At 63.3% G+C, this 25,971-nt stretch carries 29 protein-coding genes; 22 read left to right on the top strand and 7 right to left on the bottom strand.

The genetic code is table 11. The annotated features are described in order from the left end of the window. From KNN17_RS20410 to KNN17_RS20400, 3 genes are all read right to left on the bottom strand, one after another. Positions 1–322: hypothetical protein (locus tag KNN17_RS20410; RefSeq protein WP_241710679.1), on the bottom strand; the 322-nt coding region annotated here is incomplete at its 3' end. Beyond that, a complete protein-coding gene (locus tag KNN17_RS20405; RefSeq protein WP_241710678.1) occupies positions 322–777 on the bottom strand; it encodes a hypothetical protein in 456 nt (151 codons plus the stop codon). The genes KNN17_RS20405 and KNN17_RS20410, both read right to left, overlap by 1 nt. A gap of 3 nt (positions 778–780) precedes the next feature. Continuing rightward, on the bottom strand, positions 781–1,689 hold the full coding sequence (locus KNN17_RS20400) for a MarR family winged helix-turn-helix transcriptional regulator (protein ID WP_241710677.1): 909 nt from the start codon (positions 1,687–1,689) through the stop codon (positions 781–783). Between the two features lie 245 nt (positions 1,690–1,934). Between KNN17_RS20400 and KNN17_RS20395 the strand changes: the two genes are divergently transcribed. The 13 genes from KNN17_RS20395 to KNN17_RS20335 all read left to right on the top strand — a co-directional run bounded on the left by KNN17_RS20395 (position 1,935) and on the right by KNN17_RS20335 (position 15,237). Next, positions 1,935–3,014, top strand: coding sequence for a CHAP domain-containing protein (locus tag KNN17_RS20395; RefSeq protein ID WP_241710676.1), 1,080 nt, complete (start codon positions 1,935–1,937; stop codon positions 3,012–3,014). Beyond that, a complete protein-coding gene (locus KNN17_RS20390) occupies positions 3,011–3,553 on the top strand; it encodes a hypothetical protein (RefSeq protein WP_372489713.1) in 543 nt (180 codons plus the stop codon). Before KNN17_RS20395 ends, KNN17_RS20390 begins: the two co-directional genes overlap by 4 nt. A gap of 43 nt (positions 3,554–3,596) precedes the next feature. After that, positions 3,597–5,078 carry an AAA family ATPase gene (locus tag KNN17_RS20385; protein ID WP_241710675.1) on the top strand — a complete coding sequence of 494 codons (1,482 nt, stop codon included), beginning with the start codon at positions 3,597–3,599 and terminating at the stop codon, positions 5,076–5,078. A gap of 31 nt (positions 5,079–5,109) precedes the next feature. Continuing rightward, complete coding sequence (locus tag KNN17_RS20380) at positions 5,110–5,721, top strand: DUF6668 family protein (RefSeq protein WP_241710674.1); 612 nt, start codon at positions 5,110–5,112, stop codon at positions 5,719–5,721. A gap of 11 nt (positions 5,722–5,732) precedes the next feature. Further along, positions 5,733–6,002 (top strand): hypothetical protein, encoded by a 270-nt coding sequence (locus KNN17_RS20375; protein WP_241710673.1) that lies wholly within the window; start codon positions 5,733–5,735, stop codon positions 6,000–6,002. 27 nt (positions 6,003–6,029) lie between these two features. Then, positions 6,030–6,785, top strand: a complete 756-nt coding sequence (locus KNN17_RS20370; protein ID WP_241710672.1) for a hypothetical protein — start codon at positions 6,030–6,032, stop codon at positions 6,783–6,785. A 1-nt stretch (position 6,786) separates the two neighbouring features. Further along, positions 6,787–8,052 carry a hypothetical protein gene (locus KNN17_RS20365; RefSeq protein WP_241710671.1) on the top strand — a complete coding sequence of 422 codons (1,266 nt, stop codon included), beginning with the start codon at positions 6,787–6,789 and terminating at the stop codon, positions 8,050–8,052. Continuing rightward, entirely contained in the window at positions 8,039–9,547 is a 1,509-nt protein-coding gene (locus KNN17_RS20360) for an SCO6880 family protein (RefSeq protein WP_241710670.1), read from the top strand. The genes KNN17_RS20365 and KNN17_RS20360 overlap by 14 nt, the downstream gene beginning before the upstream one ends. After that, the gene (locus KNN17_RS20355; RefSeq protein ID WP_241710669.1) at positions 9,547–11,136 is read left to right on the top strand and encodes a helicase HerA domain-containing protein; all 1,590 of its coding nucleotides are present in this window, start codon (positions 9,547–9,549) and stop codon (positions 11,134–11,136) included. The genes KNN17_RS20360 and KNN17_RS20355 overlap by 1 nt, the downstream gene beginning before the upstream one ends. Further along, positions 11,133–12,902 carry a type IV secretory system conjugative DNA transfer family protein gene (locus KNN17_RS20350; RefSeq protein ID WP_241710668.1) on the top strand — a complete coding sequence of 590 codons (1,770 nt, stop codon included), beginning with the start codon at positions 11,133–11,135 and terminating at the stop codon, positions 12,900–12,902. The genes KNN17_RS20355 and KNN17_RS20350 overlap by 4 nt, the downstream gene beginning before the upstream one ends. An 11-nt stretch (positions 12,903–12,913) precedes the next feature. Continuing rightward, complete coding sequence (locus KNN17_RS20345; protein ID WP_241710667.1) at positions 12,914–13,357, top strand: DUF4913 domain-containing protein; 444 nt, start codon at positions 12,914–12,916, stop codon at positions 13,355–13,357. Positions 13,358–13,425: 68 nt separating this feature from the next. Continuing rightward, on the top strand, positions 13,426–13,707 hold the full coding sequence (locus tag KNN17_RS22575) for a DUF1016 N-terminal domain-containing protein (RefSeq protein ID WP_308196860.1): 282 nt from the start codon (positions 13,426–13,428) through the stop codon (positions 13,705–13,707). A 471-nt stretch (positions 13,708–14,178) separates the two neighbouring features. Further along, on the top strand, positions 14,179–15,237 hold the full coding sequence (locus KNN17_RS20335) for a PDDEXK nuclease domain-containing protein (RefSeq protein ID WP_372489712.1): 1,059 nt from the start codon (positions 14,179–14,181) through the stop codon (positions 15,235–15,237). Between the two features lie 267 nt (positions 15,238–15,504). Here the strand turns inward: KNN17_RS20335 and KNN17_RS20330 are convergent, their stop codons facing one another. Continuing rightward, entirely contained in the window at positions 15,505–16,404 is a 900-nt protein-coding gene (locus KNN17_RS20330) for an MFS transporter (protein ID WP_241710665.1), read from the bottom strand. A gap of 83 nt (positions 16,405–16,487) precedes the next feature. Between KNN17_RS20330 and KNN17_RS20325 the strand changes: the two genes are divergently transcribed. The 9 genes from KNN17_RS20325 to KNN17_RS20285 all read left to right on the top strand — a co-directional run bounded on the left by KNN17_RS20325 (position 16,488) and on the right by KNN17_RS20285 (position 24,853). Continuing rightward, positions 16,488–16,733 carry a hypothetical protein gene (locus KNN17_RS20325; RefSeq protein ID WP_241710664.1) on the top strand — a complete coding sequence of 82 codons (246 nt, stop codon included), beginning with the start codon at positions 16,488–16,490 and terminating at the stop codon, positions 16,731–16,733. A gap of 9 nt (positions 16,734–16,742) precedes the next feature. Then, positions 16,743–17,582, top strand: a complete 840-nt coding sequence (locus KNN17_RS20320) for an aldo/keto reductase (protein WP_308196859.1) — start codon at positions 16,743–16,745, stop codon at positions 17,580–17,582. A gap of 123 nt (positions 17,583–17,705) precedes the next feature. Beyond that, entirely contained in the window at positions 17,706–18,800 is a 1,095-nt protein-coding gene (locus KNN17_RS20315; protein ID WP_241710663.1) for a TolB family protein, read from the top strand. 55 nt (positions 18,801–18,855) lie between these two features. Further along, on the top strand, positions 18,856–20,166 hold the full coding sequence (locus KNN17_RS20310; RefSeq protein ID WP_241710662.1) for an MFS transporter: 1,311 nt from the start codon (positions 18,856–18,858) through the stop codon (positions 20,164–20,166). 66 nt (positions 20,167–20,232) lie between these two features. After that, on the top strand, positions 20,233–21,351 hold the full coding sequence (locus tag KNN17_RS20305) for a Gfo/Idh/MocA family protein (RefSeq protein ID WP_241710661.1): 1,119 nt from the start codon (positions 20,233–20,235) through the stop codon (positions 21,349–21,351). A gap of 448 nt (positions 21,352–21,799) precedes the next feature. After that, positions 21,800–22,009 carry a hypothetical protein gene (locus KNN17_RS20300; protein WP_241710660.1) on the top strand — a complete coding sequence of 70 codons (210 nt, stop codon included), beginning with the start codon at positions 21,800–21,802 and terminating at the stop codon, positions 22,007–22,009. Positions 22,010–22,139: 130 nt separating this feature from the next. After that, on the top strand, positions 22,140–23,294 hold the full coding sequence (locus KNN17_RS20295) for a Gfo/Idh/MocA family protein (protein WP_241710659.1): 1,155 nt from the start codon (positions 22,140–22,142) through the stop codon (positions 23,292–23,294). Positions 23,295–23,340: 46 nt separating this feature from the next. Further along, on the top strand, positions 23,341–24,339 hold the full coding sequence (locus KNN17_RS20290) for a sugar phosphate isomerase/epimerase family protein (protein WP_241710658.1): 999 nt from the start codon (positions 23,341–23,343) through the stop codon (positions 24,337–24,339). Positions 24,340–24,496: 157 nt separating this feature from the next. Then, a complete protein-coding gene (locus tag KNN17_RS20285) occupies positions 24,497–24,853 on the top strand; it encodes a DUF2218 domain-containing protein (RefSeq protein ID WP_241710657.1) in 357 nt (118 codons plus the stop codon). Positions 24,854–25,029: 176 nt separating this feature from the next. Here the strand turns inward: KNN17_RS20285 and KNN17_RS20280 are convergent, their stop codons facing one another. The 3 genes from KNN17_RS20280 to KNN17_RS20275 form a co-directional block, all read right to left on the bottom strand. Continuing rightward, positions 25,030–25,347, bottom strand: coding sequence for a hypothetical protein (locus KNN17_RS20280; RefSeq protein WP_241710656.1), 318 nt, complete (start codon positions 25,345–25,347; stop codon positions 25,030–25,032). Beyond that, positions 25,271–25,534, bottom strand: coding sequence for a Gfo/Idh/MocA family protein (locus tag KNN17_RS22710; RefSeq protein ID WP_372489711.1), 264 nt, complete (start codon positions 25,532–25,534; stop codon positions 25,271–25,273). Before KNN17_RS22710 ends, KNN17_RS20280 begins: the two co-directional genes overlap by 77 nt. Before the next feature lie 11 nt (positions 25,535–25,545). Further along, the coding region (locus tag KNN17_RS20275) for a Gfo/Idh/MocA family protein (protein WP_241710655.1) at positions 25,546–25,971 on the bottom strand (426 nt) is incomplete at its 5' end.

Here is a 25,971-nt window from a genome sequence, read left to right as displayed (position 1 = left end):
AGTAAGAGGCGATGCCAAGCATCAGGTAGAGGCGGTAGTAACGGGGCTCGGTTTTGGACGTGTGGATGAGGATGGCCTGATACATGAAGTGGAAAGACAAGGTCGTCGACGTCGCACCCACCAGATTCCAGCACCCTCTGGATCCCAGCACAGCGTCGATTGCCTGGACAGGCACCACAAAGCCAAGACACATGACGGCCACCAAGCCAAAGGCGCCGGCCAGCCATCCTGGCCGGGATGCCTTCGCCCTCAGCGCGTATGGGCCCCGAAGGACCAGAATGAACGCGGTCAGGTAGAGCATCAAAGTCGAGAGTTCCCTCATCATCCGAATGCCTGGTTGTTGCGAGTTTTGCGACTGATGAGAGAAGTGATCTTGTAGGCGAGAAACTCGGCTTCGCGCTCAGCCTCGTTCCATAGCAGCTGGTCCACAGTGCCGGACTCAAGCTGTGTGACCGGGCGATCGCACAGGCGGTGTCCGCAAAGAAGATGGCCAAGTTCATGAAAAAGGCTATGCATCTGATACGCGTGCGGATCGATGCCACGGAAGACGATGACCACAAATTCAGGCGTTATGGCGAAGCCGCCGGTAGTCGTTTTGAATCTGTCGTCCACAGTTGATTCGAGAAAGATCGGCTTCCCTATAACGGTTGAAACGGCTTCTACCACTTCGCATGCGGTCATACCTGGAGCCAAATGAATCCCGGAGAGCGCAGCTGTTGTTGCAGTGCGGGACGCGCGAGAGAGCGCGACGGGGACTCCGTCATACTTACGAGCCACCGCTCAGTCCTTTTCGGAAGCGTCCAGTCTTTTCTGGACCAACTCCGCTAAGGCCTGGAGGGCCCCGGCATCCAGGGGTCCGCGGCCGCCGAAGCCGGTAACTCCCGCGAGCAGCAGAGCGTTCTCGGCCCGCATGTGGTTGTCGATCTCCCGAAGGACCTTTTCGTCGTCCGTCAGAAGATACGCTGCGTTGCCTGTGAGTACTTCCGATAAATGTGCGAGGACGTGGTCGCTCACAGGCCCTCCTTGGTCTAAGAGGCTAAACCAGGCCCTGAATGTCAGCGGTACCTCGCGTTGAGCAAGCACTGGACCGTATTTCTCGTAGGCCTTCCGGGGGTCACCGGAATCTTTGATATCTATAACTTGGTGCAGACGCGCTGCCACCACCGTCGAACGGTTTTTCTGTATCTCCTCAAGAGACTGCGCTGACAAGAGGTCAGCGATAGGGGTCTGCTGCGCCCCGAAGCGTTCCTCCAACACACCCGACGGCGCCACCTTGCTCTGGAGTTCGCGCAGCAGGCTCACCATTGTGCTGGTGCTCTCGATGGGAATATCGGAGATGAAGGACCTTAGGAGAGTGAAATCCGTGGCGACTATGGACGCGGCAGCGGTGGTGCCTTCTGTCGTGAGTGACCACAGGACCTTTCGCTTGTCTTCACCGGAGCCACGCTCGACAAGGCCCTTCGCTACGAGGGAATCCACCGACCGGAATGGATCGCGGTTAAGGAGCAGCGTCTGCCCCAGCTCCTGCATGGAATGAGGCCCGGATTCGTTCAATACCAGAAGGATCTCGACCTGAGCACTAGTTAGATCACGATTGTGTGCATGCTCAAGAACTGCCCGCTCCCACTCCTTCGAGATTGCCAGGAGTAAATAGCGGAGCTCCGACGGGGACAGATTTTGTTCGGACATAGCTCCCTAGCGTCGGTGAATAGACCTCGCAGTCATTCTAGCCCGACGGGAAATCAGCTTCTCCGGACTCGCATATGGATGGGGGAATGTGACTTGCAACAGATCAAGAGTACTGCTACAACTCTATATTCACACTTTTACAGTGCATATGCACCCCACTGTGCTAAGTTGGCTGTACAGCGCGGCACGGTCACGACGCCAGCCCAAGGGCTTCGAACATGCAAGGGGAGCGGGGAGTTGTTCTGATGCAGCGCAAGTCGCTTGGCTTGGTGGCACTCCTTGCCATCACTGGGCTGTTCGTTGGTCTGATCTTCACGATGCTGGTCTTGCTGGCCCCTGCGAAGCCGGCGGTGGCCAGCTGTGGTCCGGCTGTTTCTGTCGTTATCGACGCCAACACCAAGGTTGAGGGGTACACCGAAGAGCAGCTGAAGAACGCCGCGGCGATCATGGGTGCAGGAAAGGCGCTGGACCTGTCCGTCAACGGCCAAATGATCAGCGTCATGGTCGCCATGGGGGAGTCGGGCTTGCGTGTGCTGGACCACGGCGACGGACCCGGCCCGGATTCCCGGGGATTGTTCCAGCAACGCGACAACGGCGCGTGGGGCTCCTACGCGGACCGCATGAACCCCGCCACCAGCGCAACGAACTTCATCAAGGCCCTGCAGGGCGTCGCCGGCTGGGACCTCCTCGAGCCGACCATCGCCGCCAACAGGGTCCAGCGCAACGCCGATCCGTACCACTACCAAAAGTACTGGCCCGGGGCGGTCAAACTCGTCCAGGCACTCTCGGACCAAAAATTCACCCCGGGAGGCAGCGGCTGCGCCATCCCGGGACAGTCCGGTACCGGGGATGACTACCCGTGGAAGAACTCCCCGACCTGGATGCAGGCCGGGACGAACAAGGCCGCCACCTCGCCGCTGGACATGTACTACCGCGAGTGCGTGGACTTCGCCCTGTGGCGGGTGAACCAGCAGATGGGATCCACCACCGCACCGTTCAAGTTCCTCAACGCCACCTTCCGCCCGGACGGACAACGGCTGGGTTCCGCGGTGACGTGGAAGGCCGGCTGGGACGCCAAAGGCTGGCCCACCGGCAACACACCCCGGGTCGGTGCGGTCGTCTGGTACGCGCCCGGAGCCGGGGGAGCGGACCCGACATTCGGCCACGTCGCGGTCGTCAAAGAGGTAAAGGACAACGGGACCTACGTCGAAGAGGGCTACAACGGCAACTCGCCCCCGAACGACCACAGCTACTACACCCGGACCGTCACCAACGCTGTCCCCTCAGCCTTCCTGTACCTGCCCGCCCCAGAGGAGAACAAGTGAAAAAGCACTCGACCCTGCTGAGAGCTCCCCTGCTCACCGCTGCCCTGCCTGCAGTGGCCCTGCTCTGCGTTTCCTGCGCACCGGCAGCGGACACGGCCCCGGCAGCATCAGCCAGCACCACCACCGCGGCGTCCGCGCCCGTCTCCCTGAGCGCCGGCAGCGGACCCCAGGCGCCCGGGGGAACAGCCCCGGCCGCCACCGGCATCACCTGGGACCAGGTGAGCAAAGACAAAGCCGTCGAAACCGCCCAGAAAGCAATGGCCGACTTCGCCCGCCCCGCCATGGAGGAAAAGCAATGGGCCAACGACCTTGCCCGCTGGCTGACACCACAGGCCACCGCCGACTACTCGGCGGTGGACCCGGCCAACATCCCGGCCAGCCACGTCACCGGGGCCGCCACCTTATCCGTCGATGACGCCAACGGATACGGCGTCACAGCCGCCGTCCCCACCAACGCCGGGACCTACACGATCCAGCTGCTCCGCACGGGCAAGGACGCCCCGTGGAAGGTCAACCGGCTCACACCGCCAACGTCCTAAACGCCGCACATCTGCCACCGCACACACGTAAAGGAAGAAGTTCATGGGTACTGCACCAACCGAGGTCCTGGCCTTTCCAAAGATCAGCGCCATCGTCCGCGAAAACCGGACCGCCGAGGTCATCGTTGCCGGGAACTCCCGGATCGTTCCGGCCGGCGAATCCCTGCAGGAACTGCGCAACAACGCCCTGGCCCTCGTGATGGGCGAGGCCCAAACACTACAGCGCCCCGTCAGGGTCCAGATCGAGGATCCCGAAGGGCACGGCGAACTGATCGTCCACCCTGACAACAAGATCGAATCCGTCTCCTACGAGCCCCGCCCCACTCGCCGCCGGGCAGAAGCTCCCGAAACCACGCCCGGCACCGTCGCCCCGGCCGTGACCGATGCCGCCCCGGCTCGCGCACCCCAGCCCGCAGCCACCCCGACAGAGCCCGCCGCAATCCCCGCTGCTGCGGCAACCGCCGACGGACGGCCGTGCCCGCCCAACTCGGTCGAATCCGGTGCCACGCCGGCACCGGCCAACCCCGTGGAACCGCAGACCGCCGCTCTCGCCGGGGAAGCTCCTCCGACCCGGCGGACCCTGAAGGAGACCTCGTTCCTGGTCAGCGCCCCGGTACTGGAACCGGCCACCCAGGGCTGGCGGGGGACACTCACACGCCTGGGAGTCCGGATGGACCCCTCAGCAGAAGAACTCTCCGAGCGCGAGGATATCCGCACCGTCAGCCAGCACTGGCCTGGTCCCCGCACCATCGCCGTGGTCAACCGCAAGGGCGGGGCGAACAAGACCCCCACGGTCGTCATGCTCTCGGCAATCCTCGCCCGCTACAGCGGGGCCGCCACCGTCGCGTGGGACAACAACGAATCCCAAGGCAACCTCGGGTGGAGGACGGAAAAAGGTTCCCACGACCGGAGCGTCCTGGACCTGATCGATTCATCGACCGAGCTTCTCTCGCCGGCAACGAACGCCGCCGAAATCGCCAAGTTCGTCCATCACCAGACCGCCGACAAGTTCGATGTCCTGCGCTCGGACGAGAACGAAGAAGGCGACCACGAAGTCACCGCCGAGGAAGTCGATATCGCCCACCAGGTCCTCACCCGGTATTACCGGCTCGTCGTCATGGATTCGGGCAACACCGCCCGGGCGGCGAACTGGCGCCGGATGATCGACCATACCAACCAGCTTGTCGTCCCCGTGACGGCCATCGAAGACCGCGCCGAAGCCGCCCGGCTGACACTGCAGACCCTCGAATCCCGTGGCGGTCACGACGCGGAACTGGCCCGCAACGCCGTCGTCATCGTCTCCGAATCCACCGACGCCAAGCGCAGCATGACCGGCGAAGCCCTCAAACGGGCCAAGGACGAGGCGCAGCGGATCGCGGACGGCTTTGAGCCGTTCGTCCGGGCCGTCGTCCGGATTCCCTACGACCCGGCCCTGGTCAACGGCCCGATCCGCTATGAAGCCCTCCAGCCCGCCACCCGGCGGGCATGGCTGGCCGCAGCAGCCGCCGTCGCCGCCGGCTTCTAAGACACCCCACCGGACCCTGGAAGGAGGAACCATGCACCAGTCCCTGAACCCCTGGATCACCAGAGACGCCGCCGACAGTGCGCACGAGGAAGCACCGGGCACGCACCTGCCGCCGGAGGCGGTGATCACTGCGCCCCTGAAGGGAATGGTTGAACCGGACACGGCAGACCGCCTGGGCCACCGCACCATGCCAGGCACCGCAACGCTGTGGATCACAGGCGCCCACGGGGGAGCCGGTGAAAGCCGGATCGCCGAGCTCCTCGACGGGGCACGCGTCACCGATCACTGCTGGCCCGTCCTGCAGGACGGAAGCACACCACGGGTCCTGCTGGTCTGCCGGGCAGACATGCGCGGCCTGACAACCGCCAGGAACGCCCTGACCCAATGGGCATCAGGGGCGGCACCGACACTGGATCTGCTCGGCCTCGCCGTCCTTGCAGACGCGCCGGGAAAGACACCCAAAGCGCTCCGAGACTTCGCCGCCATCGTCGGCGGGGGAGCGCCCCGGCTCTGGACCCTGCCCTGGGTAGAGGCCTGGCGGCACGGGGACACCCCAACACCACCGCCGGCCCGCGAGTACCACCGATTCATCACCGATCTGGCCGTCCTGGCTACCGACACCCCGCCACGCACCCACCACTGAAAGGTCTCACCATGAACTCCTTCGTCGTATTTGACGGAAGCGTCATCCCCAACCCCACCCCGGTCGTCCCGACCGAGGCCGGCGGGCTCCTCACGATCCTGAACTGGGCCTCCGGTATCGGCCTGGTCCTGGGCGTCCTGGGCGTCATCATCGTCGGCATCGGCATGGTCATCCAGCTCCAGCGCGGCGAGGGTGCCCAAGCCATCGCCAAGCTCGGTTGGGTCCTCCTTGGCTGCATCATCATCACCAGCTCCGCCGGCATCGTCCGCGCCTTCGTCTAAACCAGCACCAACAACGGGAGGTTCACCATGAGCCAGTCAACAGAGAGCACCACCGAAAGCAATCCGTTCACCAAACCCGGTTTCATCCTTGCTGCCGCGCTGGTGGTCGCGCTGATTGCAGCAGCCCTCGTCATCTTCCTGCTCCCCAAAGGACAGGACAACACCCAAGCCTCCCCCGTCCCATCGCCGGACGCCACCTCCGCAGCACCTACGAAGTCAGCAGACGCGGCTGGAAAGAGCATCTGCGGTCTTCCCTCAAGTACGGAGACGGCTCTGGGAACAGCACCGAAGTCCAAGTGGGAACTGGTTGGAAAAATGGCTGTTCCCACCGATCCCAAGACTTCGGGCCCGGGATTGACCGACTCTGACGGATTCCGGTCTTGCTTTGCGCATTCACCGACGGGGGCGCTCTATTCCGCCATTAACATTGGCGCACTGGGTTCGGCGGGTTCGCCGCCGCTTGAGGTAAAGCTGGCGGACAAGCTCCTCGTTCCGGGCAAAGGACGCGAGGCTGCTATGAACGAGGCCGCGAGCTCGACTGCCTCCAGCGGATCCGCCACAACCATTCAGGTAAAGGGATTTTCCCTCAAGTCCTACACTGCTTCGGAGGCCGATGTGGACCTGGCTTTTGAGACGGACAAAGGAGTCTTGGTCCATACGATCCTGTCGATGCGTTGGATGGACGGTGACTGGAAAGTGAAGCCGGCGGACGACGGAGTGACTTTCAGCGGCGTCTCCCAGCTCAGTGATCTGAGCGGGTTCATTCTCTGGTCAGGCGTCTGACATGGCTGAGTGCAAATGGGGGGAGCTAACGTGCGTTGCCGGGAACATCGCCGCGGGAGCAGTTGACGACGCCATCACGAATCTGGCGAAGTCGATCATGGAGGGCATGAGCCAGATGGTGACGACACTGTCGACCTTCTGGGTGTCGATGCCCGCGGTGAACCTGGCCAGTGAGGACGGAACGACGCCGGGCCCCGTCGTTTCCATGGTGAACAGCGAGTTGATGGTCTGGACTCTGACGCTGGCGGTCCTGGCCGTCATTCTCGGTGGCATCCGGATGATCTGGGAACAACGTGGAGCACCGCTGAAGGACCTGCTTCGTTCCTTGGTCACGCTCGCCTTGGTCACGGGTTTGGGTCTGGGTGTCATTTCGATTCTGGTGATCGCGGCAGATGCTTTCTCGGCCGCCATCATTCAGCGCTCCACGGACGGTAAGGGTTTCGCTGAGTCGATGAAGCTCCTGGTTATGACAGGCCAGACGGGGGTCGGCGTGTTCATTCTGATTGTCCTGGGCCTGATCGGGTTGCTTGCCTCCCTCGTGCAGATCGTCCTCATGGTGGTGCGCAGCGGCATGTTGGTGATCCTTGCGGGCATCCTGCCCACCACGGCGGCTTTCACGAACACGGAGATGGGCAAGCAGTGGTTCCAGAAAGCTGTCGGCTGGACCATTGCCTTCCTCCTCTACAAACCCGCTGCGGCCATTGTCTACTCGGTCGCGTTCCTCCTCATGGGAAACAACAACGGGAAGGATGTTTTGACCGGTTCCATCACGGGCTTCACGCTGATGATCGTTGCCTTGTTCGCGTTGCCGGCGCTGATGCGGTTCGTGACACCTATGGTCGGTGCCGTCGCCTCCGGCGGGGGAGCCGGGGCAGGCGCGGCAGTGGGTGCCATGGCTACAGGTGCCGTGTCTCTGGGCCGGGGCGGCAGCGGCAGGGGCAATGCCGCGCCGACGCCGGCGAGCACCCAACCCAACCAGCCAGGCACGCCCCCGAAGGGCAGTAACGGAACACCTGGCCCGAAGGGAAACGGCGGCCAGCCGACGCCAGCCTCGACAAGTCCAGATGGCCCTGGTGGAGCCACGTCGACAGCCGGCACCGCAGGGGCGGCCACGGGAGCGGGCAACGGTGCAGCTGCTGGTCCTGTAGGAGTCGCCGTCCTTGCAGGAACACAGATAGCCGGCCAGGTTTCGCAGGCCGCACAGCAGACCGCGCAGGATTCAACCGGGCATGATTCACCCCAGGAGGGCCCCAGTGGCAGCAATTAATACCGAGTACAAGGAACCGTCCTACGGCAACTGGCGGGTACCGCGCTCCGCCGGGCTGGGCAACCTCGGCGCCATTGGCACCGGGATTGTCATGGCCGGGCTGTTGGCCGGGATCATCAGCTTCGCCATGTGGGGTTTGTTCCCGGGCCTGGCCGTCCTGGCTGTGGCCGGGGTCAGCGCTCTCCTGCTGACCGTGAAGGACAAGCACGGCCAGTCCGTTGTGGACCGCTTCGCCACACGGATGAGCTTCCGGATCTCCAGGTCTTCCGGAACGAATCTCTACCGTTCCGGGCCCCTGGGCGTGACGGACTGGGGCATGTACCAGCTGCCGGGGCTTGCGGCGAAGTCGAGCCTGTACGAGTTCACGGACTCCTACAAGCGCCCGTTCGCACTGCTGCATGTGCCGGCGACCAGCCATTTCACGGTGATTTTCTCCACCGAACCCGACGGCGCCTCACTGGTGGACCCTGAACAGGTTGATGCGTGGGTGGCGAACTGGGGCGGCTGGCTCGCCGGGCTGGCGGATGAGGCCGGCCTGGACGCCGCGGCCGTGACAGTGGAGACCGCCCCGGATTCCGGGTACCGGCTCCGGAACGAAGTCATGATAAACATCGACCCGGACGCGCCGGCCTTTGCCCAGGCGATCCTGCGCGAGGTCGTCAACACGTACCCGGAAGGATCGGCCACCGTCCGGGCCTGGGTGTCCCTGACGTTCAACGCCTCCCTCCGGGCGGGATCGAAGAAGCGCACACCCGAAGATGTCGCCCGTGACCTCGCCTCCCGCATCCCGGGGCTCTCGGCCCGGCTGCAGTCCACCGGCGCCGGCATCGCACGCCCCATGTCAGCGCAGGAACTCTGCGAAGTCGTCCGGATCGCCTACGACCCGCCCGCTGCCCTGATCATCGACGAAGCCCACGCCGCCGGGTCCCCGGTATCCCTGGCCTGGGGCGAGGTCGGCCCGACCGCGACCCAGGCCAGCTGGGATACCTACAGGCACGACAGCGCCTTCTCGGCCTCCTGGACCATGACCGGCGCACCCCGGGGGTCCGTGAACTCCTCGGTCCTCTCCCGGTTGCTGGCCCCGCACGGCGACATCGACCGGAAGCGGATTTCACTGCTGTACCGGCCAATGGATTCCGCCCGGGCAGCTGCCGTGGTCGAGCGGGACCAGAACAACGCCAACGTCCGCATCACCTCCGGGACCCGGCCCTCCGCCCGTGCCCTGGTCGATGCCCGCTCCGCCGTGCAGACAGCCCAGGAGGAAGCCCAGGGCGCCGGGCTGGTGAACTTCGGGATGGTAGTCACGGCCACCGTGACCAATGAAGAACGTCTGCCTGATGCCGTCGCGGCCGTTGAACAGACCTCCGGTACCGCCCGCGTGCTGCTGCGACGCGCCTACGGTGCGCAGGACACCGCGTTCGCGGCCTCCCTGCCATTGGGGCTGGTCCTGCCCAAGCACAGCATGCTGCCCTCCGAAATCAAGCACGCCCTGTAATGGCCCGCATGAAACTCTTTGCCCGTCCGTCCAGGAAGGCTGCTGAGCCGGTCACGGCGGCGACGGCGAAAGCTTCGCGGCAACAACGGGAGACCGGCCCGGGCCCCCGGGGGTGGTCCGGGCGCGGCGGGGGCATGGCCGGCCTGGTCCCGTCCGCGACGGAGTACCGGGGAACGACGGTTCAGGTCTGCGGGCTGTGGCCGTTCTCTTCCGGTGCGTCCTCGCCCATGATCGGCGTCCCGCTCGGACGCCACGAGGAAACCCAGGCCACGGTCTGCTGTGACCCGATCAGCTGGTTCCAGCGGGCACGGCTCATTTCCAACCCCTCGGCGTTCATCCTGGGCAAGCCCGGCCTGGGGAAGTCCACCCTGGTCCGGCGCATGTTCCTGGGGCTCTCCGCCCAGGGCGTCCACCCCCTGGTCCTGGGGGACCTGAAGGGCGAGCACATCAAGGCGGTCAAGGCTCTCGGCGGGCAGGTCATTTCCCTGGGCCGCGGGGTGGGGTACCTGAACATTCTTGATCCCGGCCAGGCCGTCGAGGTCGCCCAGCTCCTTCAGGCCAACGGCCACCACGAAGCGGCCACCCGGGTCCGGGCCGACGCCCACGGCCGCCGTCTGAACATGGTCGTCTCCCTGATCACGATCAGCCGGAACAACCCGCCCACGGACCAGGAACAGACAATCCTGGACCGGGCCCTGCGGGTCCTCGATGACACGTTCGAGGGCATCCCTGTCCTGAAGGATCTCCTGGACGTCATCGTCTCCGCCCCGGATGAGCTGCGCCAGGTCGCCCTGGACCGCGGCGACATGGCCGTCTACCTGCAGGAAACCCGGGCGCTGGAGGCAACCCTGCTGGGCCTGACCGGGGGAGGGAAGCTGGGGGAAATCTTCTCCGCCCAGACCACCAACCCCATGCGGCGGGACCGCGCCGTGGTCTTCGATGTCTCCAGCATCGACGAGACCGAGACGGACCTGCAGGCCGCCGTGCTGCTGGCGTGCTGGTCCTACGGCTTCGGAACCGTCAACGTCGCCAACGCCCTGGCAGACGCCGGCCTGGAACCGCGCCGGAACTACTTCGTGGTCCTGGATGAGCTGTGGCGGGCGCTGCGCTCCGGCAAGGGCATGGTGGACCGGGTGGACGCCCTGACCCGCTTGAACCGCTCGGTAGGTGTCGGGCAGATCATGATCTCCCACACCATGTCCGACCTGCTGGCCTTGCCGGCGGAAGAGGACCGGATGAAGGCCCGCGGATTCGTGGAACGTTCCGGCATGGTGATCTGCGGCGGCCTGCCCGCTTCGGAGATGCCGCTGCTGACCTCAGCCATTCCGTTGTCTCGGCAGGAGCAGCAGAAGCTCATCTCCTGGCAGGACCCGCCCGCCTGGGACTCCCGCGGGGTCGACGTCGAACCCCCGGGCCGGGGGAAGTTCCTCATCAAGGTCGGCGGCCGCCCGGGGATCCCCGTCCGGATCGGGCTCACCTCCATCGAGCAGGACGAGGGACTGAACGACACCAACACCCGATGGGCTAAACCCGAAACGCTCATGGAACCTGCCGCTCCGCAGCTGCCCGTGGAAGCGGGAACACCGTGAGTGCACCGAACCGCAAAGGAATGGGCCTCGGAGATGCCCTGCTGGTCTGGTTGGCTATCGGCTTCATCGTCGTCTTCGGCGGCGGCACTTACGCCGCCGTCCACCTGGGCTCCTGGATGGCCGACATCGCCGCACCCCCCGCCCAGCCCGTTGATCTGATCGCCGGACTCATCAAGGGCCGGGTGCCCTGGCCCGTCCAGTCCACCGTCGCCGCCGCGATCATGGCCGGCATGGTCCTGGTCCTGGCCCTCGTCGTGCTGCTGGCCTGGAAGAAAGGAGCATCCAAGCGTGCCCGGGTCGACAAGGCCGCCCGGTACCTCGGGCGCGGCAAATCCCTCGCCGCGTTCTCCGAGAAAGGCGCCCAAGCCACCGCCGAACGACTCGGCGTGAACGACACCCCGGGCATCGTGGTGGGCAAAGTCGTCTCCACCGGCCAGACGTTCATCCAGTCCTGGGAAGACCTCAGCATCGACATCTGGGGACCCCGGACCGGTAAGTCGACCTCACGGGTCATGCCCGCGATCCTGGACGCACCCGGCGCTGTCGTCTCGACCTCGAACAAGCGCGACGTCGTCGACGGCACCCGCGGCGTCCGGATCCTCACCGCACCGGTGTGGGTGTTCGACCCCCAGAAAATCGCCCAGGAAGAACCGGACTGGTGGTGGAACCCCCTCTCCTACGTCACCGACGAAGAGAAGGCCTACAAACTCACCCAACACTTCGCCGTCGGCTCCCGCCTCCCCGGTTCCAAACCGGATGCCTACTTCGACCCGAAGGCCGAAGACATCCTCTCCTCCTACTTCCTCGCCGCCGCGCTCGGGGAGCTGCCCATCACCCAGGTGTATCTGTGGGTGACGGAGCAGGTCAGCCAGGAACCCATCGAAATCCTCAAAGACCACGACTACGAGCTGCAATACAAGGGCCTGGAGTCCACCCTGAAACTCGCCGACAAACAACGCGACGGCATCTTCGGCACCGCCGAGAAAATGATCCAGTGCCTCAAGTCCACGAACACCCTGCGCTGGGTCGCCCCGGCCCGCGGCGCCTCCGTGGCCACGGATCCCCGCCGCCGGTTCAACCCGCACGACTTCGCCGCATCCCAGGAGACGATCTACATCCTCTCCAAGGAAGGAGCCGGCTCCGCCGCCCCGCTCACCACCGCCCTGACCGTGGCCATCGCAGAAGCCATGGAGGAACGGGCCGAACGCAGCGGCGGACGACTGCCCAAACCTGCGCTGTTCGCCCTCGATGAGCTGGCCAACGTCGTCCGCTGGGCCGGACTGCCGGACCAGTTCAGCCACTACGGCTCCAAGGGCCTGATCGTCATGGCCATCCTGCAGTCCTGGTCCCAGGGCGTTGAACTGTGGGGGGAGGCGAACATGCGCAAAATCTGGTCCGCCGCGAACGTCAAGGTCTACGGCGGCGGCGTCGCCGAAGAAGGCTTCCTCCGGGCACTCTCGGACCTCATCGGGGACTACAGCTACACCAACATCTCCATCTCCTCCGGCAAAACCGGCTCCAGCCGTTCCCGGCAGGAGGGCAAGGAACGTATCTTCGACGTCTCCAACCTCGCTGAACTCGACCGAGGCCGCGCCGTCGTTCTCGCCTCCGGGGCACCGGCCACCCTCGTCCGGACCCTGCCCTGGTACACAGGGGCCCACCAGGAGGACGTCGAAGCGTCCATCAAGGCCCACAGCCCCCGCCCCGAGGAACCGGCCGCACCGGTAGCAGCCGGGCCGGTGGCCAATCCCTGGGTCACGACGTAGGGGGCTCTGCCATGGACAGCAATATCGGACGATTCAGCTCCGCCCCCGACACCGGCGACACGGAGCCGTCTGCCGAAAGGCCGGCGGAAGAGCAGAAGCCCCCGGAACTGGTCTACGGCTCAGCCGAGGAGTTCCTGCACGAGCAGCTCCTGCCCACCTACGTCCGCGACGTCGACGGCCGCGCCGCCAAATGGTGCCTCGAATGGTACTTCCACCCCGAAGCACTCTCCCGAGTGGAAGCGCTCTGGCGGGCATGGGAACACCTCAGACTCGACGGGGCCACGGGAATCAGTGTCTGGTGGAGGGATCACGCGGACCACCATATGAGCGTGCTCCTGGACCCGCGCGGCCCGTTCTACAAATGCGATATGCAAAAACACCGGGACCCCGAACACCTCGAACCCAAAAAGGCACCCGAAGGCTGGTTCCCCGATGTCCGGACCATCCAGCCATGACCCGGCCCGCCCGACCGTACGGAAGGTCGATCCGAGCCAGAAACGAACACTTGAGATGAAGCCCCCAAATATGCCACAGGCTGTGGCACAAAAGACCTTGTCCGGCAGGCGCAATTCAAGGCCCAGCGTGTGGTGAACAGCGCCATGATCGAGCTGGCGGACGAACGATCCTGGACCTACAGGCCAACGAGGTCTGGGACAACAAGTTCCTTGACAGGCTGGCGCGTGACCTGCGGTCGGAGTTCCCGCACCTGAGGGGCTTCTCCCGGACGAACGTCTATAACATGCGTGCGTTCGCGGCCGCATGGACCGGCCTGAACCAATTGTCCAGACGCCGTCTGGACAATTGAGCTGATCCATAACGTCACGCTCCTGAACAAAATAAACGACCACGAACTGCGACGCTGGTATGCCTCCAGAGCCGTAGCCCGGGCGCAGCTCGCACCCGTCACGGACAACCGCTTGTGGGACACGGCCACCGGCCGCGACATCGAACGAGTCCACGAAACCGCCACCGTATGGAAAGACCACGACCCTACAGCCCGCAGCGCCGCCGACACCATCCGCGACCAAGTACGGTAACGCTTCGGCCTGAACGTCAACAACCCGAAGACCGGAATCGTCAGCTACCCGAGGCGCTGCGCACCAGGAAGCCGACATGAACTACGGCCAGGCCGAACGCCGCCAACACCTAGCAGCCAGCCTCGACGGCGTCGCCGACAAGGAAGCTGTCTAGGCACGACTCACCGCCGACCAGGACCAAGCCACCCGACTAAAAATGGGGAGGTCTATCCCTATTCCTTTGAATGCTTATACCTAGGATGAAGTCTGTGACTGTTTCCCGAGAAGTTGACCTACCAGGCGGCTACGCCCTTTTGCTCAAGGAGCTCAAGAAGACCGTTCGAGGGGCAAGAACTAAAGCACTTCGAACAGTCAACATTCAGCTGATCGAGTTGTATTGGACCATCGGCTGCGGTGTGCTCAAGGAACAACGGGACCAAGGCTGGGGTAGCGGTGTCATCCGCCGCCTCTCCGAGGACCTTCGGGCGGAGTTCCCCGACATGAAAGGCCTATCTGCCCGGAACATTCAATACATGACCACATTCGCCGGTGCCTGGCACCACAGCCCAATTGCGCAACAGCCTGTTGCGCAATTGCCGTGGGGCCACATCACCGTCCTGCTGGACAAACTCACTGAGCAGGAAAGCCGACTCTCCTACGCGGCGGCAGCAGTCGAACACGGGTGGTCCCGAAACGTCCTGCTGAACATGATCATGAACCGGGCACTGGAAAGGACCGGCACCGCGCCGTCGAACTTTACGCAACAGCTTGTTGCGCAGGATTCGGAACTCGCCCAGCAAATCGCCAAGGATCCGTACAACTTCGAGTTCTTGGGCCTGTCCGGCGCTGTTGCCGAGAGAGACCTCGAACTGGCCCTCACCAGCCGCATCACCGAAACCCTGCGTGAACTGGGACCGGGATTCTCGTTCGTTGGCCGGCAAGTTCACTTCGACGTCGACGGAGATGACTACTTCATCGACATGCTGTTCTTCCACATGGACCAAAACCGGTATGTAGTCATTGAACTCAAAACCGGCAAGTTCCAACCCGAATACGCCGGCAAACTTAACTTCTACGTCGCCCTCGTCGATGACATGCTCCGGCGAGAGCACCACAACGAAACAATCGGAATCCTCATTTGCGGCACCAAAAACGACCGCAGCGTCCGCTACAGCCTTGGCCGCGCGTCCTCTCCGATGGCCGTCTCCGCGTACACCTATGACAAGCTCCCTGCAGACGAGAAGCGGGCTCTGCCCAATGAAGGGCATGTTGTCGCCGCTCTAGAATGGGCCGAGCCTGGCGAAGGACCAGAGGAATGATTGCTCCAGCCACGCTAGTGCTTCCCCGCGCCTAGTCATGAGCACAGCGTAGCCCGAGGTGCAGATTCCGCTGAGGATGTGTCAGCTTGGGCCCTATGACTGGCCCTTGAGGTGTCAGGAAACCCGACCTGCGATCCTAATCTGACGCTGTTGGGCTGCACCGCCTGACGTCAGGTTGGGGTGTACTTCATCCGGGCAGGGATGGGTGCTTTGATGCAAATGAAAAACGGGCGTATTGAAGCACACTGCTTTTGCTCGAATACCGGCCTATGTCACATCAATGGGCTCAGCCGCCCGTTCGGGTGCGGCTTGATTTGTTCGGTTGGCGGTGATGATGATGGCCAGGCCAAGGAGGGTGAGGGTTGCGCTGGTGAGGAAGATGCCGCGTTGACCGATTGTGGTGAGGGAGCCTGCGGCGATGATGGGCCCGGATACGATGGCGCCGATCCGTCGGGTGTTCATGTACAAGCCGGTGGAGAGCCCGGGCCGGGGAATCATCTTCTGGAACAGCGGCAGACCGACGCCGGCGATTCCTGCGAAGGACCAGGCGTTCAGCAGTTGCAGAACGAGCAACATTAGGGGGCCGGTTACTACGCTTAGACCGAGGTAGTAGCCGATTCCTGCGATGCAGCTGGTGGCGAGCAGGCCGAGCTGGGAATAGCTGGTGAGGCGGCTGACAAGAAGCAATGCCGGGACCTCAAGGGCCGCGGCAACACCGAGGGCGATGCCGGCCCACATTACATCCATTTTGAGGGTCTCTGTCACGTAGACGGTCATGATCGTCATGGCGGTGGCGTTGGTGGCCTGCAGCAGGATGAAAGCGGCAACGATCAGCACCACACGAAGGCGTCCGACGGGCGGCTCCTCTGCGGTAGAGGCCGGGGGGACCTGTTGGCTCCCTGCAGCAGTGGCGGCGCCGGCTGCGTTGCGGGCCTTGATCATCATCGCGGTGGTGGCGATGTTGATGACGGCGACTGCGGCGATGGCCAGCAGCATGGCGCGGTTGCCAAACCAGCCCATGATGAAGGTTGCCACCGGTGGGCCTGCCACCCAGGCCACCGAGATGATCGCCCGGGTGTTGATGACGGCGGACGGGCCGGCGCCTGAGTGTCGGAGGTGGGCGAACAGCATTGAGCTGCCCACCCCCGCCGGGCCCCCGATCAGCACGAGGGCGATGGTAGCGGCCGGCAGTGTGGTGGCGAAACCCAGGACTACGGCCAGCAGCAGCGTCAGCGCGCGGGTCCTTCACCGTGCCGCCGATCATCGCGTTGGTGATGGACCATGTGCCCGCCGAACGCGCCGGAACGGCCAGCGGCGTCGTCAACACGGCCCGGCAAGTGGGAGGTTCCCTCGGCGTCGCGATCTTCGGCGCAGCCCTCGCCGGGCAGGGCTTCATGGAAGGGCTGCGCGCCAGCCTCGGGTGGACCGCGCTGATCCTCGTCATTCTCGTCTTTGCCTCCCTGAGCCTTCGCCACGATCAAAGGAAAGCAGCATGAAACTCATCGATCCAGCACCTACTGCAAAGGCCGGCCGCCGTCGAAGCTGCCCTCGCCGCCGGCTACCGCCACCTGGACACGGCCGCCTCCTACGGCAACGAAGCGGCCGTCGGCGCGGCGATCAAAGCGTCCGGGATCGCCCGCGATGAGCTCTTCGTCACCACCAAGCTCTGGATCCAGCACGCTCCCACCGGCAACGTCCAGGACGACACCAGGCGCGCCTTCCACAACTCACTGGACCGCCTGGGCCTGGACTACCTGGACCTGTACCTGATCCACCAGCCCCTCGGTGACTACTACAGCGAATGGCGCGCCATGCAGAACATCAACAAGGAAGGCCTTGCCCGTGCAATCGGCGTCTCGAACTTCCACCCCGACCGCCTGGTGGACCTCATCGACCACAATGAAATCGTCCCCGCCGTCAACCAGATCGAAACCCACCCCTTCCACCAGCGCGCCGCCGAGCAGGAGCTGATGCGTGGCCGCGGCGTCCAGATCGAGTCCTGGGGGCCGTTCGCCGAAGGTCGCAATAACCTGTTCACCGACCCGCTGCTCACCGAAATTGCCGAGGCACACGGAAGGTCCGTGGCCCAGGTGGTGCTGCGGTGGCTCATCCAGCGGGACGTCGTCGTCATTCCCAAGTCCGTCCGCCCCGAGCGCATGGCGCAGAACCTCGACGTCTTCGGCTCCACCCTGACCGAGGAACAGATGGGCAAGATCTCCACCCTGGACACCGGTGCCAGCCTCTTCTTCGACCACCGCGACCCCGCCATGGTGAGCTTTGCCAGCCTTCTGGCACGAAACAAACAAAATACCATTGACCCCCGACGGAAGTCAGAATACTCTTAGGTATCTGAAGGCTAATCGGTATCTCAGTTGAGATTGGCCTAAGCGAGGTCGTCGGCTGAACAGCAGACCCCGAAAGACCCATAGGCGATACGACAACGAAGTCATTAGAAGGCAGACAACACAATGCAACAGGGCATCAGGAGAGCCGATAGAACGGGCATCCATGGCGAGAGATCTTCTGAAGACCTCGGCGACACAGGGCGGTACAGCGTCCCTGCGAACATGCCCGACCGCAATACATTAAGGACAACAAACATGAGTAAATTCCGTCTCTTCTCCGATCCATACGAGCTCGGACCCGGACGCTGCGCACAAATTTGGACCGTTGACATCACCACTGGTGAGACCTCGCTGCTCCACACCTCTTTTGATGTTCATTTGGAAGCTCCAAACTGGGCGCTTGACGGAAAGACCCTCATTCTCAGTGGAAACGGCAAATTCTGGTCGATTGACGCAGTTGGTGGCGACCTGAAGGCGATCCCGGTGGATGATCTGCCGCCTGTGACAAATGACCACGTCCTCGAGGCTGATGGCCGCACGCTGCTCGTCACGGCCCTTGATGGCCAGATTTATCGTGTTCCGCTCACCGGTGGTACGGCGGTGCCCGTGACCAGAGCCCCTGACCTGTCCCATTTCCTTCACGGAATCAGCCCTGATCAAATGAGCCTGGCCTACGTGGAGTTTCCGTTTCCCGACTTCAGCCGTCCCAGTGAGCTCGTGGTTATGAGCGTGGACGGTACCGATCGTCGCGTTCTGGCAACCGGCGAGGGCCACTGCGATGGACCGGAGTTCACACCGGACGGTGAATGGATTCTGCTCAACAGCGAGGCGTTCTCCGACGTGCCCGGTCATGCTCAGATCGCTCGTATCCGCCCCGATGGAAGCGGGTTTGAGCGACTAGTCGAATCAGAGCGCGTCGATTGGTTCCCTCACATTTCACCGGACGGGGAGCTGGCGAGCTACCTCAGCTACCCGGAAGGAACCCTCGGGCACCCGGCAGATCTGCCGGTCGTCATCAAGGTTGTCCGCACTAGCGACTGGTCCCGTCCATTCATGGAGATCGATCTCTTCGGTGGACAAGGCACCATCAACGTGAACAGCTGGGATCCTACCGGCACCAAGTTCGCCTTCGTGGCCTTCCCGACCGACCCGTCGGGGGAACCCATCTCCCGACTGTACGACAGCTCGCGACAGCCCGATCCGGCCCCGAGCAAATAACAATCTCCGCCCAATAAAACCGTTCTCACAATCGTCGCTTCAAAGGAGAAGATGAATGTCCACAATACCCAATGGCAGTACACCTCTGGCTGAGGAACCACCGCGCACTCGCAAGAACGTCCTGGCACGCCTGTCCGTGATGATGCTCTTGCAGTACGCCACATTCGGCGCGTGGTGGGCAACTTTCGGGCTCGTCCTGATCACGAACAACCTCGGAGCGACCATCGGCACTGCCTTCACTCTGGCAGCAGTCGCCGCGATGGTCTCCCCGCTTTTCACCGGTGCGATCGCCGACCGGTACTTCTCATCGCAGAAGGTCCTGGGTGTCCTGCACATCGGCGGCGGCTTGGTCATGTTGGTCCTCGGACCGCTGGTCCTGGCCCAGAATGCTGTCGGAGTGCTTGTTGCAATACTCGTTTACATGCTGATCTTCATGCCCACGGGGTCGCTGACGAGCAGCATCGTCTTCGCCCACCTTCCGGCGCACTCGACGATCTTCCCGTTCATCCGAGCATTCGGAACTGCCGGGTGGATCATCGTGGGTCTCTTTGTCGGACAGTCTGGCCTCTCAGCAAGTACGACGATCTTTACCATCGCAGGAGTCATGTCCTTTGTCACCGCCATCTATTGCTTCACTCTTCCCAAGACGGCGCCTCCGCAGCGCGGTGCCAAGTTCGCTTGGGGAGATGTAGTTGGCGCTGGTGCATTCCATCTGTTCCGTAACAGGTCGTTCGTTATTCTCACGGTCAGCATCTTGCTCGTCAGCGTACCGATCTCCATCTACAACGCCTTTGGCGCCGCGTATCTCGGAGTTGCAGGCGTGCCAAACGTGGCATCAGTCATGACTATCGGACAGGCAGCAGAGCTGGCATTCCTGGTCCTCGTGCCCCTCGTATTGCGTCGATTCTCGATCAAGTCAGTGCTCCTGGCCGGTCTCCTCGCATGGGTGCTGAGGGCGGGATTGTTCCTCATGATGACTGACGGAAACCTATCGCTCGCCATTGTCATTGTCGCCCTTCACGGCGTTACGAACGACTTCTTCCTCATGGTCACGTTCATTTACGCAAACGAAGTCGCCCGTGAGAATGCCAGACACCAGGTCCAGGCGCTGATGCTCTTCATCGCTTTCGGAGTCGGCAACTTTGTCGGTGCCTGGGTCGCGGGAGAATTCTACAATTCATTGGTAGCCGGCGCCGTTTCTGTGGCTGGGTGGGCTCCCATGTGGTACTTGACGATGGCACTGACAGGCTTTGCCGCAGTCCTCATGGTTTTGTTCTTCCGCTCGCCAGAACGAAAGAGGATCGAGGATTTCCCAGCTGAAACGCTGGCCCCACTCCTAGGTGACGAAAGCACACGTCGTATCTAGGAAAATCGCGCACCAAACATTCTAATTATCTGTATTCAAGGAAAGGCGACTGTAATGCCAGTCAACGTGGGCCTGATCGGCTGTGGAGTCATAAGCAAGGTCTATCTCAATAACCTCCAGAACGTCTTCGACGCCACCAATGTGACCGTGGTTGCCGATGGCAGGCTGGAGCGGGCGCAGGAGCGTGCCGCAGAATTTGAGGTGCCGACTGCCCTTGATTCCATTCCTGACTTGCTTTCAAGGGATGACGTCGAGATCGTCGTCAACCTCACGGCCCCGGCCCAGCACTTTGAAATTTCGAAGGCAGCACTCCTCGCCGGCAAAAACGTCTACACCGAAAAGCCTCTTGCACTAACGCTGCAGGAGGGCGTCGAACTCACAAGGCTGGCCGAGGAACGCGGTCTGCTCATTGCCTCCGCACCCGACACCATCCTCGGTGACGCCATTCAGACGGCACGACACGCCATCGATGCCGGCTGGATCGGAAAACCCTTCGGGTTCACCGGCCATGCGCTCTGGGCGGGTCCGGCTAGTTGGCACCCTTCGCCGGAGTTCCTGTACCAGCCAGGCGGAGGCCCGATCTTAGATAACGCGCCCTACACGATCGCGGCGTTGGTATATCTGCTGGAAGCCAGTTTCCGGAGAGTCGCGACTTTTGGCTCTCGTCCCTTCAAGGAACTCACGATTGGGAGCGGGCGAAAGGCGGGCCAGAAGTTCCCCGTGGGCTTGGATACCTTCGTCGCATCTGCACTTGAGATGGATGGCGACATCGCCGGGAGCATGCTTCACTCCATGAGCGTCCCGCATACGAAGCTTGGGGATCCTCGGCAAAAGGACATGGGTATCGAGATATACGGAACGAACGGCACGATTATCTTGCCCGGACCGGCATTCCACGATGGTGCTGTGCTTTTCCGCTCCAAGGAGGCCGGTGAATGGTCTGAGCTTCCGTCGCTATACCCTCACCTACGGGACGTTCGAGGACTCGGGGCAGTCGAGCTCGCGAGCTCCCTCCTTGAGAAGCGGGCACCTCGAATAGACGCAAAGTTTTCCCTGCATGTCTTCGAGGTGCTGACCCAAATGGTGGAAGGCAACGATAGCAAGCTTGTCCACAACATCGGCAGCAGCGTGGGCCCACGTGGCGCAGGAGTCCCGATTGGCCTCGAACCTGGCCAGTTTGCCTGACAGCTTAGACGGCCGCCGCTGCGGCGGCGACACATCTCGCTCACGCTAAGGCGTAGTCGCAGCCTGCGCGAGTGGACGAGGAACACCGTACGAGGTGCAGACCAAGCTGCTTCCGACGAGGGCCGGTACGACGTCGTGGCCTCCGCATCTGCATAGGGATCTTCCGGGGTCGTTCACACCCCGAGCGACCAAACAAGCGAAACGAAACCCTGTGTGACGCCCCTTTTTGTCCTGGTTCCGGCCACTGGCAAAAAGGGGCAAGGGATCCGTCGCGACGGTCACGCAATTGGCGCCACCTGGCCGCTACCTAGCACTACAAAGTGCAGGACTACTCACCATCCTGGACGGCTCAAAGCAGAGTCGTCCGCCGCATCACACTGACGTGGAGCGGCCGACAACGCGGCAGCGGTGATGGAATTCCCCCGGGGGGGCCCTTAACATCGCCGAGGTGAGCATGGTAGCCAGCTTTTTTGACTACTCACTCGAGGTCACAGGCACGGCGGGAACGATCGCGATAGGCCCCTCCGACACCCGGGTACTCCTGCGCCAGGGACCTGACGGCGTATGGACCGAACAAGAGACCAGCCCGGCCTTGGCCGACACTTTCGACCAGTGGGTGAAGCCGTCGCGACGGGCGACATCGACCCCGACCACCTGACCACCGCCCTCCGGGTTACGCAGATTATTGAGGCTGCCGACGAGTCCGCTGAAAGCGGTCACGTCGTGGCACTTGACGCCCTGCCAGCACCGACCATTTGAAGTCCGCATCCTCACTCTAGGAAACAGCAATGAACTCACACGAAACCACCCCCGGCCAGTCCCCGTTGGGTGTGGCGATGATCGGTTACGCGTTCATGGGCAAGGCCCATTCGAATGCCTGGCGGAACGTAGCCAGCTTCTTCGATGTCCCGGCCTTCGAACGGCGCGTCCTGGTCGGCCGCGACCCTGCCGGGGTGGCCGAGGCCGCGGCGAAGTACGGTTGGGCTGAGTCCGCGACCGACTGGCGCGAGGTGATCGCCCGGGATGACATCCACATCGTGGATATCTGCGCGCCGGGCTTCATGCACGCGGAAATCGCGATCGCCGCCTTGGCTGCTGGCAAGCACGTCCTGGTCGAAAAGCCGCTGGCCAACACCCTCGCCGAGGCCGAAGCCATGACTGCGGCCGCAGCGGCTGCCCGGACCCACGGGGTGCAGTCGATGATCGGGTTCAACTACCGCCGGGTCCCGGCCCTGGCCCTGGCCAGGGAGCTGATCGCGGAGGGTCGGCTCGGCACCATCCGGCACGTGCGTGCCGCGTACCTGCAGGACTGGCTCAGCGATGCCGAATCGCCCATGACCTGGCGCCTGCGGAAAGAGACCGCCGGATCGGGCGCCCTGGGCGACATCGCCTCCCACGCCATCGACCAGATCCAGCACCTCACCGGTGAAATTGTCACCGAGGTGACCGGCACGTTGAGGACATTCGTCACCGAGCGGCCCGGCCCGCACGGCCTGGAAGACGTGACCGTCGACGACGCCGCATGGGCCACCCTGGGACTGACCGGGGACATCAGCGCTTCGGTCGAGGCCTCCCGGGTTGCCACCGGGCAAAAGAACAGTCTTCGCGTCGAAGTCTACGGCTCACTCGGGTCGCTGACGTTCGACCTGGAATCGCTAAACGAGTTGTTGTTCCTGGACGCCAGCCTACCCGTGCGCGAGCAGGGCTTCCGCCGGATCCTGGTCAGCGAACCCGAGCATCCCTACGTTGACGGGTGGTGGCCGCAGGGCCACGTCATCGGCTGGGAACACACCTTCACCCACCAGGTCCGCGACTTCCTCCTGGCGGTCGGTGCCGGAACCGAGCCGTCGCCGTCGTTCGAGGACGGCCTCCAAGTCCAGCGTGTTCTGGCCGCCGTCGAAGAATCGGCTAACGACAAGAGCACCATCACCGCTGTTCGGTAACGCCAATACATCACTCGCTGCGTCATGAAATAAAAGGAGCCCTGACATGCCCCGCCCTTACACCCTGTTCACCGGCCAGTGGGTCGATCTGCCCTTCGAGGAGGTGGCACGCCTGGCCTCCGGCTGGGGCTACGACGGCCTGGAAATCGCCGTGTCCGGTGACCACCTGGACGCCTGGCGCTGGGACGAACCCGGCTACGTCGAGGCAAAGCTCGCCGTGCTGGAGAAGTACAACCTCAAGGTCTGGGCCATCTCCAACCACCTCAAGGGCCAGGCCGTCTGCGATGACCCGATCGACTTCCGCCACGAAGCGATCGTCGGGTCCACGGTCTGGGGCGACGGCGATCCCGAAGGCGTCCGCACCCGCGCCGCCGAGGAAATGAAACACACCGCCCGCCTCGCCAAGGCACTCGGCGTGGACACCGTCGTCGGCTTCACCGGCTCCTCCATCTGGCAGTACGTCGCGATGTTCCCGCCGGTGCCGGAAAAGGTCATCGAGGCCGGCTACCAGGACTTCGCCGACCGCTGGAACCCCATCCTGGACGTCTTCGACGAATGCGGGGTCCGGTTCGCCCACGAGGTCCACCCCTCCGAGATCGCCTACGACTACTGGACCACCGTCCGGACCCTCGAGGCGATCGGCCACCGCGAAGCCTTCGGCCTGAACTGGGACCCGTCCCACTTCATGTGGCAGGGCATCGACCCCGTCTCCTTCATCTGGGACTTCAAGGACCGGATCTACCACGTCGACTGCAAGGACACCAAGCTGCGCCCCACCGGCCGGAACACCGTCCTGGGCTCGCACCTGCCCTGGGGCGACCCGCACCGCGGCTGGGACTTCGTCTCCGCCGGACGCGGGGACGTGCCATGGGAATCGTCCTTCCGCGCCCTGACCGCGATCGGCTACAACGGGCCCATCTCGGTCGAATGGGAGGACGCCGGCATGGACCGGCTCCACGGCGCCCCCGAAGCCCTCGCCGCCCTCAAGAAGTTCGACTTCCCGGCCTCGAACACCTCCTTCGACGCCGCCTTCAAACAGGACTAAAGCCTTGACCAACCAGGACTAGAGCGTTGCCCGTAGAACTCGGTGGCCCTTGGGAGAACTCCACCATCACAGAAGCGCAGATCTACCTTCAACGCGCCTCATTCTGACCTCAGTTTCGGAACCATTGATCGCTCACCTGCCAATTAGGAGACCACCCATGACTGAACCAACTAGCGCTTCCCACTCCTCCTGCGCCGTTGTGTCCACGGATACTGCTGCCCGTTTCGCCAAGCAGTTTGCCTCCCACTTTGGTCGAAAAACCGAGGTTGGCCTCGAGAACGGGCGTGAAGCCGAAGTTCGCCCTGAAAGCGACGGGCCCCGCCTGGTCCTGGCCTTCGGCAGCTGCCTGCTCGTACCCCGGAACGAGGCATTGGAACTGTACGCCGAGGCCGACACCACTGCAGGACTGGAGCGGGTACAGAATGTGGTGGGTTCCCACCTTGAGCAGTTCGGCCAACGCCAAGGACTTTCCATCCACTGGTCACCATCGGCATATACGGGGTCGATCGGTTAACGGTTTACGGCGCCGTGCGTTGCGACTCCAATCAGAGACTGCAGTGCACCAGGGGACGGGCCGATAATTCGGCTGCTCGTCTGGTCTTGGGTGAGTAGAAGCGATGGGCCGAACGAACTGCCTCACCGGCTCCAGGGAAGCGGGCGTCGTCGGGGCTTCGGATGGTGCGCGTCTACTCAGTCCTGGGCGAGCGAGTCGAGCGGCATGACTGCGCCGTTCGCCGCGGAGCGGTAGGCAGCTTCGATGGCCGCACTCAGTTCAACCCCGAGGACCACGTTCTCCGACGCGGTGGTTCCGGACTGGATGTGGGCTACCCATTTGGTGAATGCTTTGGGGTACGAACCTGCTGGAATGTCCTGAAGTTCCCAGCCCGTTGAGCCTGGGCCGGGCAAGTTGCTGCGGACATACAGCTTGCCGTCAGGGCCGTCTCCTGACGACGACCGATGGGAACCTGCCTGGCGCCCTCGCGCGATAAGTTCCCCGATTCCGTCCACGCTGAAGAGAAGGCTTCCCTACGTGCCGTGGGCCTCGATCGAGAAAAGGCGTGTAGGCGGAAACGTAGCTCGTCTCTGCGACGCCAATGGCGCCGTCGGGGTAATGAAAGGTGACGACCGCGTTATCCTCGACGTCCCGGCGGGTGACATAGCCCAGGGCGGCGCTTACGCTCTTTGGACGACCCATGAAATGGCTGATCAGGTAGACCGGATGGCATAGGAGATGAGTGCCCCGCCCATAGATTCGTTGACGTTGTAGAACCGTTCCGGCAAGAGCCCGCCGGGATGTTCCTTGGTCGGCACCCCGAGAGGTTGCCCATCGCGGATGCGCACCTGTGTGATGGTACCGAGCAGGCCGCGCTTAAGGATGTTGCTTATCGCCTCTGTGTAGGCCTCATCCAAGCGCCACATCGAGACCACGAACGTAACCCCGGATGCTTGGACCTCGCGAACAATCTCCACAGTCTCTTCCAGAGTCGCCGCGATCACTTTTTCAGTGAAAATGTGCTTTCCAGCTCGGGCGGCGGCGATGATGACGTCCTTGTGAGCACTGGTCGGCGTGCCGACGACGACAGCATCGATCCCAGGCTCTGCAAGCAGTTCAGCGAGATCCTCATAGAAGTC

Origin of the sequence: Arthrobacter bambusae (genome assembly GCF_022606295.1) — a bacterium.
In the GTDB taxonomy this organism is placed as follows: domain Bacteria; phylum Actinomycetota; class Actinomycetes; order Actinomycetales; family Micrococcaceae; genus Arthrobacter; species Arthrobacter bambusae_A.
The sequence above is the reverse complement of the archived record's forward strand: the minus strand, read 5'-3'. Positions and strand labels throughout refer to the sequence as shown.